The following is a 16,139-nucleotide window of genomic DNA, read 5'->3' on the forward strand; positions in this document are numbered from 1 at the left end:
GTGCCCCCGGTCCGGGGGATCACCCCGTGTTCTGCAGGCCGGCGGCGATGCCGTTCACCGTCAGCAGGAGCAGCCGGTGGTCGCCGTCGGTGGTGTCGGAACTGCCGGACGACCGGATCGCCCGGAGCGCGCGCAGCTGCAGGTGCGACAGGGCGTCGACGTACGGGGAGCGCAGTCGGACGGCGCGCGCGAGCACCGGTCGGTCCTCGAGCACGTCCTCGGCGCCGCTGATCCGGAGGACCCACGAGCGGGTCCGGTCCATCTCGTCCAGGACCTTGCGACCGAGGTCGTCGCGGTCCGCGAGTTCGAGGTACCGACGGGCGATCTGGACGTCGGTCTTCGCGAGCGACATCTCGACGTTCTTGATCAGGGCCGCGAAGAGGGGCCACTCGGCGGCCGCGGTGCGGAGCAGGTCGAGGTCACCGACCGCTTCGAGCGCCGAGCCCAGGCCGTACCAGCCGGCCAGGTTGATCCGTGCCTGCGTCCACGAGAACACCCACGGGATCGCCCGGAGGTCCTCGAGCGACTCGACGCTGAGACCTCGGCGGGCCGGACGGGACCCGAGCGGCAGCAGCCCGAGCTCCTCCATCGGGGTGACGCGGGCGAACCACGGGGCGAAGCCGTCGGCCTTGACCAGGTCGTAGAACGCCGCGCGGGACACGTCGTCGAGCTGCTGCGCCAGGTCGGCGAAGCGCTCGGCCGCGACGGCGGTGCGTGCCTCGTTCGACGGCGACGACGCGAACAGCGTCGCCGAGGCCATCTGCTCCAGGTGTCGGGCCGCGATGTCCTGGTCGCCGTACTGGGCGAAGATGACCTCACCCTGCTCGGTGAGCTTCAGGCGGCCGTCGATGGACCCCGGCGGCTGCGCGAGCACGGCTTCGTTCGCCGGACCGCCACCGCGGCCGAGGGAGCCGCCGCGGCCGTGGAAGAGCGTCAACTCGACGTCCTGCGCCGCCGCCCAGGACGCGATCCGGGCCTGGGCGTCGTAGAGCGCCAGGTTCGCCGACACCGGGCCGACGTCCTTCGAGGAGTCCGAGTAGCCGAGCATGACCTCGAGCCGGCGCCCGGTCGCCCCGAGGCGACGCTGGAACGGCTCGGTGCGGACGGCCTCGTCGAGGATGTCGACGCTGGCGTGCAGGTCGGCGAAGGTCTCGAACAGCGGGATGACGTCGAGCACCGGGGCGGCCTCGACCGACCCGAGTGCGGCGACGGCGAGTTCGTGCACGTTCGCCAGGTCCTCGGCGGACTGGGTGAACGACACGATGTACCGGCTGGCCGACCGGACGCCGTAGCGGCGCTGCAGGTCGGCGATGGTGCGGAAGACGGCGAGGACCTCCTCGGTCATCTCGCTCAGTGCATCACCCGCACGGATCTCGGCGAGGGCGGTGCGGTGCACCTGGGAGTGCTGGCGGATCTCGAGCTCGGCCAGGTGGAACCCGAACGTCTCGACCTGCCACACGAGGTTCTGCAGCTCGCCGTTCGCGGCACGGAGCGCCCCGGCGGCCGTCAGTGACGCCTGCACCACGTGCAGGTCGGCGAGGAGCTCGTCCGGGCCGCGGTACGCCAGCGGTCGGTCGTCGCGACGGGTGGCGTCGATGCGGGCGGCGATGAACAGCAGCGCGCGGCGGTGGGTCTCGGTGGGCGCACGGATGCCGATGCGCTCGGCGACGTCCGGGTCCAAGGACTCCTGCGCGGCGACCAGCGCGGTGAGGCCGGCGTCGCCCGGGGTGTGGTCGGCGTCGAGGGTCAGGGCGCTGCCGATGCGGGTCGCGGCCCGGGTCAGCCCGAGCAGGATGTGCTCCGCGGCGATCTCGGCGGCCTGGCGCGTGACGTCGGCGGTGACGTGCGGGTTGCCGTCACGGTCGCCGCCGATCCACGTGCCGAAGCGCACGAACGCCGGAGCCTGCACCGGGGCACGGCCGGCGTCGTCGCCCTGCAGCCGGTCGTCGAGCAGCCGGTACACCTGCGGCACGATCTCGAACAGGGTCTGGTCGAACACGCTCATCGCGGTGCGGACCTCGTCGAGCGGGGTCGGTCGGGTGGTGCGGAGCGGCGAGGTGCGCAGGAGCGTCGCGATCTCCTCGAGCAGTCGGCGCTCGTTCTCGGCGCGGGCGGTCGCGTTCTTCGTGCGGTCGCGCTCGTCGATGAGGTCGGTGATGCGGCGGACGCCGGTGGTCACCGCACGACGGCGGGCCTCGGTCGGGTGCGCGGTGAGGACCGGGTGGAACCGCAGGCCCTCGAGCCGGGCCGCGGCCTCGTCGGCGCCGACCTGCTCGACGAGCTCGACGAACGTGGCGGGGAACGAGTCACCCGGCTGGCCGCCGTCGTCCCCGCGAGCACGGAGGACCCGGACGCGGTGGTGCTCCTCGGCCAGGTTGACCAGGTGGAAGTACGAGGTGAACGCCCGGGCGACCTCTTCGGCACGCTCGGCGGAGAACGTGGCCACCACCGCTTCGGCGCGGGTGGCGCCGTCTTCGTCGGTGCCCTCGTACGCGTCGATGACCGCCTGGCGCAGCGACTCGACGTCGCGCAGCAGGTCGTCACCGCCGGTCTCGCGGAGCACCCGTCCGAGCAGGTTGCCGAGGTACCGCACGTCAGCACGCAGGTCGCTGTCGACCGCTCCGCTGACGTCGTCACGCGCGCGTCCGAAGCGCGTCGAACCGTCGATCGCCGTCATCTCGTCCTTCCCGGGTCGGTCCGGGCTGTCCCGGCGTGGCAGCAGCGTACCGGGCGCCGACGTCACGTGACGACGACCGTCCGGACGGCCTGGTGCGGCTGGCTCGGACCGCGGCGCGACCCGGATCCGCCCGGGTCAGGCCGGATCAGCCCGGCTCAGGCCGGGTCGGCGAGGGCGGACGGCAGACGCATCCCGTCCACCGCGGCGAGCAGCCCGGCGTCGAGCCGGTAGGCCAGCTCCACCTCCGCGATCACGCGCTCCCGCTCGTCGTCGCTCCACGGCGCCGCGTCGAGCTCGGCGCGGTACGTGTCGGAGAACGCAGCGGGGTCGGCGACCTGGTCGAAGATCCAGAGCAGGACGCCGTTGGTCTCGAACCCGAACTGGTCGGCGAGCAGGCGTCCGATGGCGTGACCTCCGGTCAGGTCGCCGAGGTAGCGCGTGTAGTGGTGGGCGACGAACCCGCCGGGCCACGTCGCCGCGACCTCGTTCAGTCGGCGGACGTACGCCGTCGTCGCGGGCAGCGGGGTGAGCAGCTCGTCCCAGTCCGGACCGACCAGGAACTCCAGGTCCGCGCGGATGCCCGGCATGCGCGTCAGTCGGCTGGTCACGAACGGGGCGGCGACCGGGTGGTCGGCCATCCGGTCGGCTGCGCACTCGAGCGCGTCGTAGACGAAGGCGTACTGCCCGAGGAGCGTCGCGTAGTCGGCGACGTCACACCGGCCCTCCGCCAGGTCGTGCATGAAGCCGTGGCCGGCCGTGACCCCGTGCGAGCGCCGTGTCCGGACCCGCAGGGCCTCGGAGAACGGGACGACGTTCGTGCTCATGAGGTGAGGCTAACCTCACAAGGTGTCCGTCGTCACCCTCCGGCGGGAAGACCCAGGAAAGGAGGCTCGTCCGCCGATGAGCCCGAAGCCGAACCGCCCACAGCACGTCCTGGTCGTCGACCGCACCGAGCGCCTCAGCCCGCACATGGTCCGCGTCCACCTCGGCGGCCCCGGGTACGACGCGTTCATCGAGCACGCCGACCCCGAACGCCTGGCGACCACCGACAAGTACGTCAAGCTCATGCTGCCGAAGCCGGGTACCGGCCTGCAGCCGCCCTACGACCTCGACGCCCTCCGCGCCACGATGCCGAAGTCGGACCTGCCCGCTCGCCGCACCTACACCGTCCGCGCCGTCGACCCCGTCACCCGGACCATCGCGATCGACTTCGTCGTGCACGGCACCGACGGCCTCGCCGGACCCTGGGCCGCGGCGGCCCGCCCCGGCGACCGCATCGCGCTGTCCGGTCCGGGCGGCGGCTGGGCACCCTCCACGGACCCCGAGGTCACCCACGTGCTGCTCGGTGACGACAGCGCCCTGCCCGCGATCGGCGCCGCCCTGGAGGCCATGCTCCCGTCCGCCACGGGCGTCGCCCTGGTCGAGGTGGCCGGCCCCGCCGACGAACAGCCGCTCGTGCACCCGACCGGCGTCGAGCTGCGCTGGCTGCACCGCGACGCGGCGGGTGCCGAGCCGGGCACGCTGCTGCTGGCGGCGACCCGGGAGCTGCACCGCGCCTCCCACCCGGTGAGCGTCTTCGCACACGGCGAGCGGGCCGCGGTGAAGGCGATCCGTCGGGTGTTGCAGGACGACTGGGGGCTCGAGAAGGCCGACCTGTCGCTGTCGGCGTACTGGGCGCTCGGACGCGCCGAGGACCGGTTCCAGGAGGAGAAGCGCGAACCGATCGGCGTGGTCTTCGAGGACTGAGCCCGGCAGTGCCCACCGACCCGGCGGCGTCGGTCGCGTCGGTGGCGTCAGTGGCCGTCGGTAGCGTGCCGCGCATGGTCCGGTCGGAGAGTCCCGCGTGCTGCTGCGTCCCCGGCTGCACAGCTGTGGTCTCCCCCGAGGCCCCGGTGCCGCTGTGCACCGGACACGTCACCCTGGTCGCCGAGTTCGCGGCCGAGCACGTCGGGGTCGAGGACGTCCTGCCCGGGCCGTGCTTGGTCTGCGGCGGTCGCATCGGGGTGCGGTTCCCGTCCGGCTCGGTCTGCGCCGTCTGCGAGTGGCGCTTCGGGGACGTGCCGGACGGTGAGCTCGGCGCACCGCGGGTCGACGTCGTGTACTACCTGCGGATGCGCGACGACACCGGCGACCGGGTCAAGATCGGCACGACCGCGAACCCGCGGCAGCGCCTCGGTCGGATCGCCCACCAGGACCTGCTCGGGTTCGAGCGCGGTGACCGTTCCCTCGAGCGGCAGCGGCACGAGGAGTTCGCCGCCTCGCGGTACCCGGGCACCGAGTGGTTCCGGGTGACGCCGGAGCTGCTGGCGCACGTCGACGTCGTGGCCGCCGGTGTGCCGGACCCGTGGGCGCTGCACACGCGGTGGATGAGCGAGGCGCTGGCGCTGCGGGGCTGAGCCGGCGGCCCGGGCCGGCCCGGCTCGCGCTGCGTCGGCCCGGCTCGCGCCGGCCCGGCTCGCGCTGCGTCGGTTCGGCGTGGACACGCACCACCCGAACCGGTTCGCACCGCGGGAAGCCCTGGCGTGGACAGTTTCTTGTTGTGCGGCGACCCAGCCGGCTGAGCCGAGCCCGGACGGACGACCGTCAGCGCGCGTAGGCGTCGACGAACAGCGGGCCGCGGATCTCGCGCAGGACGTCGACGAGCCGGTCGATCGTGCGGCCGGACACCCCGGACTCCTGCAGGTCCCACGGGCCGAGGACGGGCAACCGCCCCGTGCGGATCCGGACGACCTCCCACCCGACGGCCCGGGTGGCGCGGTCCTTCCGGCGGTCGGACTCCTCGCGCGAACCCACGTGCTCGAGCCCGTGCCGGCCGGTGGAGTCGTACTCGATCGCGACGCGCAGCTCCGGCAGGATGATGTCCGGCCAGACCTCGACGTGCTCGTGGAACGGCCGGTCCAGGCGGATCGCGGTGTGCTCGAACGTCAGGTCCAGGCGGGCGCGCAGCCCGGCGCGGAGCTCGGCTTCGACCGCGGAGGCCGGCGCCGGCGCGCACTGGCTGACGAACGACTCCCCCGACGGCAGCCGCGGGGTCTTCGGGCAGATCGTCCGGGGCGCGCCCGTCCGGGTACTGCGCCCGCGGCCGGCCGTGCTACCGGTGCGCGTGCGGGCGGGTGTACGGCGTGACGAGGCGACCGCGCCTCCCGGCAGTCCCCGAGCGGGCGCGGCGGGCAGGGTCGCCCGCCCGCTCGACCGCACGGCGCGCTGCGGGACCGGGACAGCGGACGGCCAGTCCTCGGGCAGCACCGGCCACCGCTGCGGCTGGGCGAGGACGGCGCACTCCGGGCACCACACGGACCGCCGGCGCTCACGACCGGGACGCGATCGCTGCTCGCTCGGCGTGGCGACGAAGACGTGGCCGACGTCGCACTCCCACGTCAGCAGCACGTCGGCGGCCGGCGGGATCTGGGTCAGGACGACGCCCGCGTTCCAGTCCGGGTGGTACTGCCGCACCAGGACAGGCCACGACGCCCACTCAGCGCGGAACTCGCCGACGGCGTACGGCACCGGGACACCGCGCGACCACTGTCGGCGGCGCCACCACGCATCCACTGGTTCGGCCACGACCCGCACGGTAGGACGAGCCACCGACAGCAGCGGGAGCGGTGTCCCTCAGCGCGGCGGCGTGACGAACGTGAACCGCTCCGGTCCGGCCTGTGAGCCGTCCTCGAGCACCCGGATGCCGGACTCCCGACACGCGGCGATGCCGTCCCGGTGGACCCGCTCCGGCCGGGGCTTCCTGGGCATGCCGGCGTCGCCGAACACCGCCCACGCATTGGCTGCGGCGGCGCTGGTGAACCGGGTGCTGTAGCGGACGCCGGCGAACCCGGACGCATCGAACGCCCGGGCCCAGGCCTGTGGGACGCGGTAGTCCCCCATCGTCTGCAGTTCCGCGCCGACCCCCGACCGCACGGCGGCCGGGTCCGTGACGTCGGCGAAGCGTCGCCCCCGGGAGGCCCGGGCCGCCACGACGACCATCTCGCGCGCCCGGGCGGCGAACACGGTGTTCGTGGTGAGCGTGTGGTGGGCGAGCCGTTCGCGCACCGCGACCTCGACCGAGTCCGCCCAGTAGCAGGTGCCCCGTGGGTCGGCGAGGTCGAACCGGCCGCCGTCCACGCCGTCGGCGTCGGCGGGGGTCGACGCGAACCACCACGCCCCGCGGTCGTGCCGCTTGGCCCGGTAGAACGTCGTCCCGCGCGACTCGGCAGCCGGGAAGCCGGTCAGGTCGAGGTCGTCGCCCGGTGGCTGCTGCGCGACGTCGGTCCGCGCCGGTTCCCGCTCAGGCGTCGGCATGCCAGGCGTGGGCGGCTCGGCGAGCGGCCGTCAGGACCGGTTCGACCCGCCCGTCGCGGAGCGCCTGCGCGGCGGTCGTCCCGCCGAACTCGTCGGCGACCGTGTTGAGCCACAGCGCACTGCCCCAGGGGTCGATGGCATCGCGGTCGATCAGGTCGAGCACGTCGCGCAGGTGCGGCAGCGGCGTCCCGGTCCGACCGAACTGGAACGCGGGGAACACCCTGGTGCCGTCGCCGATCTTCAGCCCGATCAGGTCGCGCTTCTGGGTCGCCTTGTGGATCGCCTGCCGGGTGACCCCCCGCCAGTTCGCCAACGAGGCGGTGTCGTAGAACGGCCCGATCAGCGCGTCGGTCTCGTGCTTGACGGTCGGCAGCGCGGCGAGCATCCGCTCGGCCAACGCATCGACGTCCGCGGTGTCGGTGAGGGCGGCGTCCGCCTCGCCCAGGCGGATCCGCTCGGTCAGCGCCTGCAGCAGCGCGGACTCGGCCGGGCTCAGCTCCTCGGCCGCGGATCGCGTGCGGTGCAGTGTCGATTCCATCAGGCCCCTCTCGTCAACCGTGTCAACCCAAAGGTACTCTCCCGTCGACAACCGCGTCAACCACGCCGGACGGCACCCACAGCGGACGGGAGGCGCGACACCGGTCCGGCACCGCGCCTCCCGTCCGGCAGGCGCCCGCGCCACGATCAGCGCCGGGCGTCACCCGCGAGGATCAGTGCTCGTCGTAGTGGTCCTCGTGACGCGCGTGACGGTGGCCGTCGTGCACGAAGTCGACGTGGTCGCCGTGCTCGACCTGCGCGTGCTCGCCACCGTCCTGCTCGTGGTCGTGCTCGGCCACGCCGTGTTCGGCGACGCGGTGCTCGTCGGCCTGGGGCGCCTCGGGAGTGGTGTCGGTCATGGTTGCCGTCCTTTCGTGAGATCGGTTCTCAGGTGCAGCGTAGGGGACGTCGGGCGGAACCGGCAGTGGCCCGTGTGGACGCTCAGCCGACGCTCGCGGTCTGATCCCATCCGATCCGGTCCGATCCGCCACAGTCGCCTTCCGCCGAGCGGGACGCCGTGCCAGGGTCGGAACGTGTACACCGACATCACCGGACCCGACCTCACCTCGTACCGCGGCAGCGTCGCCGAACCGGACGACTTCGACGACTTCTGGCGACGCACCCTCACCGCCGCGCGCGAACACCCGATCGCCGTGCAGGCCGACCGGGTCGACACGGGCCTGACCACCGTCGACACCTACGACGTCTCCTTCGCCGGCTGGGACGGGCAGCGTATCGCCGCGTGGCTCACCGTCCCCGCCGGCAGCGGCGCCGACGCACCGCTCCCCGCCGTCGTCGAGTACATCGGCTACGGCGGCGGTCGCGGCCTGCCCACCGAGCGGCTGCTCTGGGCCTCCGCCGGCGTCGCGCACCTGCTCATGGACACCCGCGGCCAGGGCTCGGGCTGGGCGACCGGCGACACTCCCGACCCGGACGGCACCGGGCCCGCGATCCCCGGGGTCATGACGCGCGGCATCGAGTCACCCGACACCTACTACTACCGACGCCTCACCACCGACGCCGTCCGTGCCGTCGATGCCGCGCGGGACCTCGACCTGATCGACAGCGACCGGATCGCGGTCCTCGGCGGCAGCCAGGGCGGTGGACTCGCGATCGCCGTCGCCGGGCTGGTCGAGGGGCTGGCCGGGGTCTTCCCCCGCGTGCCGTTCCTCTGCGACCACCGGCACGCGACGCAGATCACCGACGCGTACCCGTACCACGAGCTGGTCGACTACCTGGCGACCCACCGCACCGCGACGGACCGGGTCTTCGGGACGCTGGCCTACTTCGACGGGGTGCTGCACGCGGCCCGCGCGACCGCCCCGGCGTGGTTCTCGGTCGCGCTGATGGACCCGATCTGCCCACCGTCGACCGTGTACGCCGCGTACAACGCGTGGGCGGGGCCGAAGGAGATCACCGTCTGGGAGTACAACGGCCACGAGGGCGGCGGTCCGCACGAGGACGCCGACACGCTCCCCCGGCTGCGCGAGCTGTTCGGCTGACGCGTCCCCTCGTCACCAGGCGATGCGGTCGAACTCCTCGCGCAGCCGGAGGGCCCGCGCCGGGTGCACCTGTGCGACCCAGCCGATCCGGCCGAGCAGGTGCGCCCGGAAGTCCGCGTGCCCGCCGCGGTCCTGCGACGCCGGACCGTGCACGACGCAGTTGTGCAGGACCGCGTGCAGCCGGTCGACCTCGCGGCGGCCGGGAGCGGTCCGCTCGTTGACGACGACGCCGGTCACCGACTGACGGACAGCGGCACGGCGGACCCGGGTCTTCCGGGCGTTGAGCCGGTACCCCTGGTCGGAGACGATCCGCTCGACACCACGGAGGAACGCGTCCGGTCGTCGTGCCAGGTCGCCACCGCCGCTGAACGTCAGGTCGTCGGCGTACCGCGTGTACGCGGCACCGACCGATGCAGCCCAGCCCGCCAGCCGCGCGTCGAGGTGTCGCAGCACGGTGTTCGCCAACGCCGGTGAGGTCGGTGCCCCCTGCGGCAGGTGCGGCTCGGCGAGCACCCGACGGAGCGCGCCCCGCTCGTCCGCGTCGCCACCGGGCGGCATCGCGGTGAGGACGTGCACCGGCACCCGGTGCGTGCAGAGGCCGGTGAGGACGTGTGCGAGCGGTTCGGCGAACCCGGCGCTCCGGAACACCCCGTACACCGACTGCGCCCGGACGCTCGCGAAGAACGTGGTGAGGTCCGCCGACACCACGACCGGCTGACCGACGTGCACTGCGGCGCCGGTCACGACGCTGCGACCGGGGACGAACCCGTGCGCCGCGTCGTGCACGGGCAGGACCGCGAGCAACTCGTCGAGGACGGTGCGCTGCGTCCGACGGAGCAGGTCCATCGGCTTCTCGAGCAGCCGCGGGGACCGTCCGGGCCGTCGCACCCACCCGTGACGGTAGTGGTGCAGCGGGCTCGACGGGCCCGGTCGCCGGTTCCAGCCGCGGGTGTCGGCGAGCCAGAGCAGCCGCCCGACGGTCACGCCGAGTTCCCGCGCGAGCTCGGGCAGCGTGTCGACGAGCAGGCGGCTCGATACGGTCGGGACCGCCTGCACCGCGACCGCGCGGCGGAGCAGCACCCGCACCGGTCGGCGGTCGCGCCGCGCGTCGTGCAACCGCACCAGCGGCGGGGACCCGGCCAGCACCGCGGCCAGCTGACGCGGCGCACCGACGGGAGGCCGTGGGTACGTCTCGAGCGCCGCCCGGACCGCCAGTCCCACGTACGCACGCTCCAGGCCGAGGACGTCGTACCCGGCGGCGGTCAGGTGGTCGGCGTCCCACCCGCCCGAGGCGAGGAACGCGTCGGCCAGCGCGGTGGCGACGACGTCGAGGGGCGTGGGGTTCCCGGGGGACCTGTCGGTGCCTCCGTGAGGGCGAGCGCGCGGAGCGCGCTGAGCCTCTCGGGGCGTGTGGTCCTGCTGGTACTGCGTGCCCCGGGGTGACCCCGGAGAGGTCGACGCGTCACGCGCGCCGTCCGCCTCCCCCGGGAACTCCACGTGCCCACCATAGGAGGAAGCCGCTACCGTGACGAGCGACACCGCCGTCCCTGTGAGGAGCACCATGCCCGACACCACCGGAGCCCGCTACCGCGACCTGCCGACCGACGAGAAGCTCGCCGTGCTGCTGGCCGAGGAGCGCGAACTCGACCACGACGCGTTCGACCTCGACGACGCCTGGGCGGTGGGTTCGTGGTTGCGGTCGACGGCCCTCGAACGCGGTCTCGGCGTGGGCTTCGCGGTGTCCTTCGGGGAGCAGCGGGTCTTCCACGCCGCGACGCCCGGGTCCGCCGCGGTCAACGACGCCTGGCTCGACCGGAAGTTCCGCGTCGTCCGTCACTTCGCGCACAGCACCCTGGCGGTGCGGACGCAGTACGAGCTCGGCGGGTCCTCGTTCGACGAGGCCGCGGCGCTCGACCCCCGGCAGTACCAGGCGGCCGGCGGTGGATTCCCGCTGATCATCCGCGGCGCCCTCGTCGGAGCGGTCGGCGTCAGCGGCCTCGAGATGCACGACGACCACGCCCTCGTGGTCGAGGCCCTGCGCGCACACCGCGCTCGACGGGACGAGCGCGCATGACGGGGGTGGGCCTCCCGGACGACTGCGTCTTCTGCCACCTCATCGAGCACGACGACCAGGGCACGGCCTGGGTCGAGCGCGAGCCGGACGCCGTCGCGTTCCGGCCGCTGCCCGAGTCGGAGCTGGCCCCGGGACACACGCTGGTGGTCCCGCGCGAGCACGCCACGGGCCTGCTCGACGTCTCCCCCGACGCGCTGCGGGCGACGACCCTGCTCGCGCAACGGGTCGGGCGGGCGATGCGTGCGGCGCTCGGGGCGACCGGGGTCGTCGTGCTGAGCGCGACCGGGGCGGACGCAGGGCAGAGCGTGCCGCACCTGCACCTGCACGTGGTGCCGTGCTGGCCGGACGACGGGGTCCTGCGCTGGCCGGAGGCGCGGTCCGCCCATGTGGTGGACGGGGACGCGACGGCGATGCTCGCGGAGATGTTCGAGTGACGGACGGCCGACGGCCCAGCGCCGTCGAGCTGATCCGCTCCAACGTGCTCAGCCCGGCGGAGTACGCGCACGCTGCGACGACGCCGGCCGACGCCCGACTCGTCTTCCTGGCCGGATCGTGCCCGCTCGACGAGGACGGCAAGACCGTCGCCCCGGGCGACCACGCGGCGCAGGCCGCGCAGTGCATCGCGAACCTCCGGCAGGCACTGGCGGACGCCGGCGCGCGCCTGACGGACGTGATCAGCACCCGCGTGCTCGTGGCGTCATCACGGCAGGCGGACCTGGTCGCCGCCTGGCGAGTCGTGCGTGATGCATTCGGCGAGCACGACGTCCCGAGCACGCTGCTCGGCGTCACCGTCCTCGGGTACGACGACCAGCTGGTCGAGGTGGAGGCGGTGGCCGCGGTCCTCGACGCACACTGACACGGCCTGCGACACTGGTCGCACCAGTCGGTCCGCAGTCGCGTGGCCGACACCGGTGACGGCGGCGCCGAGAGCGCCACGGGCGGAGGCGGGGGCCGATGGGGAACGACGGGTGGCGCGATCGCCGACGGGAACGGCGTGTGCGCAAGGGCAACCGGGAGCCGCTGCCGCCGCTGCGCTGGTGGCAGGTGGCGACCCGGTCGCTGTTTGAGATCGACCTGACCGACCCCGGCACCACGCTGACGGCGAGCTACACGGTCGACGTGAACCACCTGGGCGACCGTGACGACGGCGCCGTCCGCGCCCGGCTGTACCGCGACGGCCGACTGCTGTTCGTCTCGTCGCTCCCGACCCGCTTCTCGGTCCCCGGCGGTCACATCGAGGTCGCCGTCGGCACATTCGGGCTGCGTCGGTGCCACTTCGTCGCCGCCACGGGCGAGGCGCGCCAACTGACACCGCTCCCCGAGAGCGCCGAGGGCCGCCGAGCCCGGCTGGCGGCCGAGCGCCCCGGGTTGAGTCGGACGATCGGCACCACGTCGACCCTGGTCGTGCTGGCGGGTGTGGGGCTCGCCGTGCCCCAGTTGCTCGAGGGCATCACGGCGATCCCGCCGGTGGAACAGGCCGTGGGCGCGTTCGAACTGGCGATCGAGATCCCGCTCGTCGTCAACATCGCGGCCGGGTTCGCGACGGTCGCGGGGAGCATCGAGCGGGCGCTCCGGCTGCGGTCGAACTGGTTGGACGACCTGGCGAACTGACCGGTCAGTCCTCGGCCGGCGCAGCGCGGCGGCGGCTCGCCACGACCGCGACGACGCCGAGGACGACGACGAGGGCCAACCCGCCGACCACCCACGGCAGTGCGCTCGGCGACGCGTCGGCGGCGGTCCCGTCGACGACGTCCGCGACCGGGGTGGGCGTCGACGTGACCGACGTGTCGGACGACCCACGGGCCTCCCGGCTCGGTGTCGCGGTCGGTGAGGCCGTCGGGGTCTCCGCCGCCTGCACCGTGAACGCGACCTGCCCGTCGATCGGGTGGCCGTCCGGCGAGACGTACCGCCAGAGCACCGTGTGCGGTCCGGCGGACAGGTCAACCCGCTTCGACATCGTCGTGCCAGTGATCGTGACGTCCCCGGTCGACTCGTCCTGGCCGGCCTGGTCGCGGACCTCGATGCGGAGGCCCGCGTCGAGTCCGGCGAGGGGCGCCTCGGTGAACGTCAGGTCCACCTGGCGCAGGTCGCTCGTCACGACGGCACCCTCGGCGGGCGTGCTGCCGGTGAGGCCGGAGTGAGCCGATGCCGGTGCCGCGGTCGCGAGTCCGGCGAGGACGGTGGCGAGACCGACCAGTGAGCCGAGAGCGCGGCGAAGGGTCGGCGTGGTCCGGGTACGGCTGCTGCTGGCGGTCGATGACACGACTCGACCCTACGGGTGGGCGGATGAGCGCCCGGGCCGCCGGTAGTGTCCGACGGGTGGGGAACCAGCTGACACTGCTCATCCGTCCGGGCTCGGCCGACGAGGCACGGGCGGTGACCGCGGCCGCGACGGAGGACCTGACGGCGACCACCGGCACGTGGGACGTGCAGAACGTCCTGCCGTTCCTCTGGGTCGGCCTCGTCCCCACGGCGACATGGGACGCCCACCTCGCGCGGCTCCGGACCGCGGTCGAGCACGGCGACGAGCCGGACGCGTCGGTCACCGACGTCGTCGTCGACTGGCGGGAGGCCCGTGGTGCGTTCGAACGTCGGCTGCCGGCCGTCGCCGCGGCCTGGCCCGAGGTCGACGAGCCCGCCCGTGCCTTCCTGGCAGACGTGGCCTCGGTCGCCGCGCGGACCGAGCACGCCGTCGTGCACCTGGCACTGGACCAACTCGTCACCATGTCGTGGGGTGATGCCGAGGACGTCGAACAGTACGGCGACGAGGTCCGCCGCGAGGCGTCGAACTGGGACGAGCCGTCCGAGGGGGCACCGGTCTCGCCGCTCACGGACCTGGCACAGGCACTGGCCCTCGCGGAACCGGACCGGTCGTTCCTGCTCGGTGGCGAGTGGACCTTCGGTGGTTCCCCCGCGCCCCGCAGCCGTCCGCCGCTGCTGCCGGCCGCATCCGTCCTGACGGTGGACGCCGACGCTGCGCTGGAGCGGGCCGGGGACGAGGCCCGGGCCCTGGACGAGGAAGGCCGGCGGAAGGCCTAGGAGCACTGCCAGAGGACGGCGGCCCGCTGCCCGTCCGAGAACACGTAGGCGCACCCCCCGTCACCGAAGTCGAACTCCAGCGGACCGGACTCGATCGAGGCGACGAAGCGCAGGCCGTCCGGGGTCTCGTCGTCCTGGATCCAGTCGGGGTCGCCGCCGTACTGCCCGGCGAACCAGACGTCGTCGGGGACGCCGAGCTGCTCGTCCTCGTCCGACGGGGTGGTCGCCGCGGCGAGGCCGAGCAGGTACTCGTCGTCCGTGACCGGCGGCCAGGCCGGCTCCGGGTCGTCGGGGTCCCCGTGCGGCGACGCCGGGTACTCGGCGAGCCGGAGGTCCCGACCGCGGAACACGAAGGCCGCGTTGGCCCCGGAGTCCGCCTCCCACGAGGCACACGTACCGGGGTCGAACTGGCAGACGAAGACGCTGACGAGGGTGCCCTCGTGTTCGATCTGCGCGGTGAACTGCATCGGTTCGCCGTGGTGCCGGCACTCGGGCCACTCGAAGTCCTCGGGCACCGCGGGCAGGCCGCCGATCCGGGTCGCTGCGATCGGCGCGGGGACGGTGGAGCGGTAGGCGCCGAGGACCGCGATCGCGCCGGCCTCGAGGGCCGCGGCCGTCGCACGAGCGTCGCCGGCAGCAGGTGGGCGGTCAGTGGGGATCGGCGTCGTCGACGAGCCCGACGCTGCTGCGGGCCGCGACGTCGGCGGACCCGCGACGGTCGGGACGGCAGCGGGGACCGCGTCGGCCGCACGACGGGCGGCCCGACGCCGGACGGCCCAGTGCACCACGTGCAGAACGACCAGGGGCGGCAGCGCGACGAGCGCGGCACGGCCGAACGACGGTCCGACGTCCACGAGCTCGAAGGCGTTCCACCAGATCGCGAGCGCCAGGAAGCCCAGCCCGAACACCGTCCATGCGAGGACCAGGACCGCCGTCCAGGCCGACCCGCCCGGATCGCGTCCGTGGAACTCGCCCGCCTGCGCCTCGTGACCGTCCATCAGTGCCCCTCCCGCCCGACCTCAGGAGAGTACCGGGATCGGGAGGGACAGCGACGTCAGCGCCGGCCGCGCCGCAGGACGAGCGTCACGAGGCCGGCCAGACCGAGCCACACGAGCGGCCGGGTGACCCGACGGCGCTTCGCGACCCAGCCGCCGTCGGTGGCGTTGCCGGCATCGTTCGGGGCGTAGAGGTTGCCGTCCGTCGGTGCCTGGTGTCCGCGGAGCGCGAAGACCTCCACCGCGGGCGTCGTGATCCGGTGGAACAGCCACGGCACGACGAACTCGGCGATCACGAACGTGGCCTGCAGACGACCCACGTACCGGTTCCGCTTCGGGTGCACGGCCTGCGCGACGACGGCCTTCGCGGCACGCTGCACCGAGACGGTGGGCGGCAGCGGGTGCGAGGCCTTGTCGGTGTAGTTCGCGCCGTTCTGGTAGATCGGGGTGTCGATCGTCGACGGCAGGACGGCGCCGAACCGGATGCCGGTGCCCTGGTGCTCGTCGGCCAGGACGTCGATCAGCCCGAGGGCGGCGTGCTTGCTCGTGACGTACGCCGACTGGTACGGCGCCGAGAGCAGCGACTGGATCGACCCGACCAGGACGTAGGTGCCCTTGCCACGCTGCTTCCAGTGCGGCAGCAGCGCCTTCACGGCGTGGACGTGGCCGTGCAGGTTCGTGTCGACGACCCGCTTGAACGCCTCGGTCGGCGTCTGCTCGAACAGGCCGTACACGAAGAGCGCCGCGTTGCCGACGAACACGTCGATGCGGCCGAAGCGGGCGGTGACGGTCGCGACGAGGTCGTTGACCTGCCGCTCCTCGGCGACGTCGGTGGGGATCGCGACGGCTTCGGCGCCGAGCGCACGGCACTCGGCGGCGGCGGCCTCCAGGCTCTCCTTCCCGCGTGCGGCGAGGACGAGCGTGGCGCCCTGCTTGGCGAACTCGTGCGCAGCGGCTCGGCCGATGCCGCTCGATGCTCCGGTGATGACGACGACCTTGCCGCGGAAACGATGACCCATGCG

Annotated in this window: 18 protein-coding genes; 8 read left to right on the forward strand and 10 right to left on the reverse strand. The window is 73.7% G+C overall.

Annotation, left to right across the window (positions count from 1 at the left end; translation table 11 throughout):
- Positions 1-19: 19 nt before the first annotated feature.
- Together QCD68_RS00990 and QCD68_RS00995 are read right to left on the reverse strand one after the other, a co-directional pair.
- Positions 20-2,677: a phosphoenolpyruvate carboxylase gene (locus tag QCD68_RS00990; protein ID WP_301221689.1), complete on the reverse strand. Its 2,658-nt coding sequence runs from the start codon at positions 2,675-2,677 to the stop codon at positions 20-22.
- Between the two features lie 155 nt (positions 2,678-2,832).
- The gene (locus QCD68_RS00995) at positions 2,833-3,501 is read right to left on the reverse strand and encodes a heme oxygenase (biliverdin-producing) (RefSeq protein ID WP_111073256.1); all 669 of its coding nucleotides are present in this window, start codon (positions 3,499-3,501) and stop codon (positions 2,833-2,835) included.
- A 76-nt stretch (positions 3,502-3,577) separates the two neighbouring features.
- On the opposite strand from QCD68_RS00995, the gene QCD68_RS01000 reads away from it, so the two are divergent.
- Both QCD68_RS01000 and QCD68_RS01005 read left to right on the forward strand, forming a co-directional pair.
- Entirely contained in the window at positions 3,578-4,423 is an 846-nt protein-coding gene (locus QCD68_RS01000) for a siderophore-interacting protein (RefSeq protein ID WP_301221690.1), read from the forward strand.
- A gap of 74 nt (positions 4,424-4,497) precedes the next feature.
- The gene (locus QCD68_RS01005) at positions 4,498-5,073 is read left to right on the forward strand and encodes a GIY-YIG nuclease family protein (protein ID WP_301221691.1); all 576 of its coding nucleotides are present in this window, start codon (positions 4,498-4,500) and stop codon (positions 5,071-5,073) included.
- 187 nt (positions 5,074-5,260) lie between these two features.
- Here QCD68_RS01005 and QCD68_RS01010 read toward each other — a convergent pair whose 3' ends face one another.
- The 4 genes from QCD68_RS01010 to QCD68_RS01025 form a co-directional block, all read right to left on the reverse strand.
- Positions 5,261-6,241, reverse strand: a complete 981-nt coding sequence (locus QCD68_RS01010) for a hypothetical protein (protein ID WP_301221692.1) — start codon at positions 6,239-6,241, stop codon at positions 5,261-5,263.
- 48 nt (positions 6,242-6,289) lie between these two features.
- Positions 6,290-6,970, reverse strand: coding sequence for an RES family NAD+ phosphorylase (locus tag QCD68_RS01015; RefSeq protein WP_301221693.1), 681 nt, complete (start codon positions 6,968-6,970; stop codon positions 6,290-6,292).
- Entirely contained in the window at positions 6,957-7,508 is a 552-nt protein-coding gene (locus QCD68_RS01020; RefSeq protein ID WP_221850736.1) for a hypothetical protein, read from the reverse strand. The genes QCD68_RS01015 and QCD68_RS01020 overlap by 14 nt, the downstream gene beginning before the upstream one ends.
- 172 nt (positions 7,509-7,680) lie before the next feature.
- Positions 7,681-7,866: a zinc transporter permease gene (locus QCD68_RS01025; protein ID WP_301221694.1), complete on the reverse strand. Its 186-nt coding sequence runs from the start codon at positions 7,864-7,866 to the stop codon at positions 7,681-7,683.
- A 174-nt stretch (positions 7,867-8,040) separates the two neighbouring features.
- Between QCD68_RS01025 and QCD68_RS01030 the strand changes: the two genes are divergently transcribed.
- On the forward strand, positions 8,041-9,009 hold the full coding sequence (locus tag QCD68_RS01030) for an acetylxylan esterase (RefSeq protein ID WP_301221695.1): 969 nt from the start codon (positions 8,041-8,043) through the stop codon (positions 9,007-9,009).
- A 12-nt stretch (positions 9,010-9,021) separates the two neighbouring features.
- Here QCD68_RS01030 and QCD68_RS01035 read toward each other — a convergent pair whose 3' ends face one another.
- Complete coding sequence (locus QCD68_RS01035) at positions 9,022-10,506, reverse strand: reverse transcriptase family protein (RefSeq protein WP_301221696.1); 1,485 nt, start codon at positions 10,504-10,506, stop codon at positions 9,022-9,024.
- Positions 10,507-10,570: 64 nt separating this feature from the next.
- Between QCD68_RS01035 and QCD68_RS01040 the strand changes: the two genes are divergently transcribed.
- From QCD68_RS01040 to QCD68_RS01055, 4 genes are all read left to right on the forward strand, one after another.
- Positions 10,571-11,083: a heme-degrading domain-containing protein gene (locus QCD68_RS01040; protein ID WP_301221697.1), complete on the forward strand. Its 513-nt coding sequence runs from the start codon at positions 10,571-10,573 to the stop codon at positions 11,081-11,083.
- Positions 11,080-11,517: an HIT family protein gene (locus QCD68_RS01045; RefSeq protein WP_111073247.1), complete on the forward strand. Its 438-nt coding sequence runs from the start codon at positions 11,080-11,082 to the stop codon at positions 11,515-11,517. Before QCD68_RS01040 ends, QCD68_RS01045 begins: the two co-directional genes overlap by 4 nt.
- Positions 11,514-11,939 (forward strand): RidA family protein, encoded by a 426-nt coding sequence (locus QCD68_RS01050; protein ID WP_301221698.1) that lies wholly within the window; start codon positions 11,514-11,516, stop codon positions 11,937-11,939. The genes QCD68_RS01045 and QCD68_RS01050 overlap by 4 nt, the downstream gene beginning before the upstream one ends.
- A gap of 98 nt (positions 11,940-12,037) precedes the next feature.
- Positions 12,038-12,694 (forward strand): hypothetical protein, encoded by a 657-nt coding sequence (locus tag QCD68_RS01055; protein WP_301221699.1) that lies wholly within the window; start codon positions 12,038-12,040, stop codon positions 12,692-12,694.
- Between the two features lie 4 nt (positions 12,695-12,698).
- On the opposite strand, the gene QCD68_RS01060 is transcribed toward QCD68_RS01055, so the two are convergent.
- Entirely contained in the window at positions 12,699-13,346 is a 648-nt protein-coding gene (locus tag QCD68_RS01060; protein ID WP_301221700.1) for a copper resistance CopC family protein, read from the reverse strand.
- A 56-nt stretch (positions 13,347-13,402) separates the two neighbouring features.
- Here QCD68_RS01060 and QCD68_RS01065 point away from each other — a divergent pair, with 56 nt between their 5' ends.
- Positions 13,403-14,122 carry a hypothetical protein gene (locus QCD68_RS01065; RefSeq protein ID WP_301221701.1) on the forward strand — a complete coding sequence of 240 codons (720 nt, stop codon included), beginning with the start codon at positions 13,403-13,405 and terminating at the stop codon, positions 14,120-14,122.
- Here QCD68_RS01065 and QCD68_RS01070 read toward each other — a convergent pair.
- Both QCD68_RS01070 and QCD68_RS01075 read right to left on the reverse strand, forming a co-directional pair.
- On the reverse strand, positions 14,119-15,120 hold the full coding sequence (locus QCD68_RS01070) for a DUF1963 domain-containing protein (protein ID WP_301221702.1): 1,002 nt from the start codon (positions 15,118-15,120) through the stop codon (positions 14,119-14,121). The genes QCD68_RS01065 and QCD68_RS01070 overlap by 4 nt on opposite strands.
- A 56-nt stretch (positions 15,121-15,176) precedes the next feature.
- Positions 15,177-16,136: an SDR family NAD(P)-dependent oxidoreductase gene (locus tag QCD68_RS01075; RefSeq protein ID WP_301221703.1), complete on the reverse strand. Its 960-nt coding sequence runs from the start codon at positions 16,134-16,136 to the stop codon at positions 15,177-15,179.
- Between the last annotated feature and the right edge of the window lie 3 nt (positions 16,137-16,139).

The sequence above is a fragment of the Curtobacterium sp. PsM8 genome (assembly GCF_030433875.1).
Classification (GTDB): domain Bacteria; phylum Actinomycetota; class Actinomycetes; order Actinomycetales; family Microbacteriaceae; genus Curtobacterium.

Bases quoted from the DNA above. Each gene is read 5' to 3' on its own strand.
- QCD68_RS00990 (WP_301221689.1), bottom strand. From the start codon at position 2,677: ATGACGGCGATCGACGGTTCGACGCGCTTCGGACGCGCGCGTGACGAC.
- QCD68_RS00995 (WP_111073256.1), bottom strand. From the start codon at position 3,501: ATGAGCACGAACGTCGTCCCGTTCTCCGAGGCCCTGCGGGTCCGGACA.
- QCD68_RS01000 (WP_301221690.1), top strand. From the start codon at position 3,578: ATGAGCCCGAAGCCGAACCGCCCACAGCACGTCCTGGTCGTCGACCGC.
- QCD68_RS01005 (WP_301221691.1), top strand. From the start codon at position 4,498: ATGGTCCGGTCGGAGAGTCCCGCGTGCTGCTGCGTCCCCGGCTGCACA.
- QCD68_RS01015 (WP_301221693.1), bottom strand. From the start codon at position 6,970: ATGCCGACGCCTGAGCGGGAACCGGCGCGGACCGACGTCGCGCAGCAG.
- QCD68_RS01020 (WP_221850736.1), bottom strand. From the start codon at position 7,508: ATGGAATCGACACTGCACCGCACGCGATCCGCGGCCGAGGAGCTGAGC.
- QCD68_RS01025 (WP_301221694.1), bottom strand. From the start codon at position 7,866: ATGACCGACACCACTCCCGAGGCGCCCCAGGCCGACGAGCACCGCGTC.
- QCD68_RS01040 (WP_301221697.1), top strand. From the start codon at position 10,571: ATGCCCGACACCACCGGAGCCCGCTACCGCGACCTGCCGACCGACGAG.
- QCD68_RS01045 (WP_111073247.1), top strand. From the start codon at position 11,080: ATGACGGGGGTGGGCCTCCCGGACGACTGCGTCTTCTGCCACCTCATC.
- QCD68_RS01055 (WP_301221699.1), top strand. From the start codon at position 12,038: ATGGGGAACGACGGGTGGCGCGATCGCCGACGGGAACGGCGTGTGCGC.
- QCD68_RS01070 (WP_301221702.1), bottom strand. From the start codon at position 15,120: ATGGACGGTCACGAGGCGCAGGCGGGCGAGTTCCACGGACGCGATCCG.
- QCD68_RS01075 (WP_301221703.1), bottom strand. From the start codon at position 16,136: ATGGGTCATCGTTTCCGCGGCAAGGTCGTCGTCATCACCGGAGCATCG.